Here is a 648-nt window from a genome sequence, read left to right as displayed (position 1 = left end):
CTTCCGGATCGCTGCCCTCTCAAGCCCCCGCGACGGAGCCTCCGCGCGAAGAAGAAGCCGTCGCTCCGCACGGTGCGGCTTCGGACGCGCTGCCCTCGCAAGCCCCCACCGCGACGGAGCCTCCGCGCGACGAAGAAGCCGCCGCCTCCATCAGCACGGCCTCGTCACAGCCGCTCACCGCGGAGCACCTCTCCCGCGCCAGCGAAGCTTCGACGTCAGGCAGCCCGGCCTCGTCACAGACCTCCGCCGCGACACAGGCCCCACGCGCCGACGAAGCCGCCCCACTGCCTGCCGCTGAGGCACAGAGCAGCGCCGCCACCGCGCGCAGCCGGCGCCGCACGCTCTTCGACCTGACTCCCGCCGTGCCCGTCACCGCTCCCGCGGCGGCGGAGGTCGTGCTCGGCATCGACGTGGGCACCTCGCACGCCCGCGTCGCCGCGTTCATCGACGGCGTCGCCACGCCCATCCCCATTCCCGGCACCGACGGCGCGGGCATTCCCTCCGTCATTGCGGTGGCCAGCTCCGGGGAGTTCCAGGTCGGCGCCGCCGCGCTCGTCGAAGCCGCACGCGCCCCCCGCCGCGCCGCGGTCGGCCTCAAGCGCCTGCTCGGCGTGCGCGCCCGCTCCCCGAACCTGCGCTGGCTCTCCC

The 648-nt window shown here is 75.5% G+C and carries 2 protein-coding genes; one reads left to right on the top strand and one right to left on the bottom strand.

Annotated elements, in window-relative coordinates:
• Window positions 1-19: 19 nt before the first annotated feature.
• Complete coding sequence (locus tag ACLEQD_RS44895; RefSeq protein ID WP_410391992.1) at window positions 20-406, bottom strand: hypothetical protein; 387 nt, start codon at window positions 404-406, stop codon at window positions 20-22.
• Between ACLEQD_RS44895 and ACLEQD_RS44890 the strand changes: the two genes are divergently transcribed.
• Window positions 396-648, top strand: a 253-nt coding sequence (locus tag ACLEQD_RS44890; protein ID WP_410391991.1) for an Hsp70 family protein, incomplete at its 3' end; no start/stop codon positions are given. The genes ACLEQD_RS44895 and ACLEQD_RS44890 overlap by 11 nt on opposite strands.

The organism is Corallococcus sp. 4LFB (assembly GCF_046520365.1).
Lineage (GTDB): Bacteria > Myxococcota > Myxococcia > Myxococcales > Myxococcaceae > Corallococcus > Corallococcus caeni.
Note: the sequence above shows the minus strand (reverse complement) of the source record. Positions and strands in the feature narration are given on the sequence as shown.

Excerpts from the sequence above, each read along its gene's own strand:
- ACLEQD_RS44895 (WP_410391992.1), bottom strand. The coding sequence starts at position 406 with ATGCCGAGCACGACCTCCGCCGCCGCGGGAGCGGTGACGGGCACGGCG.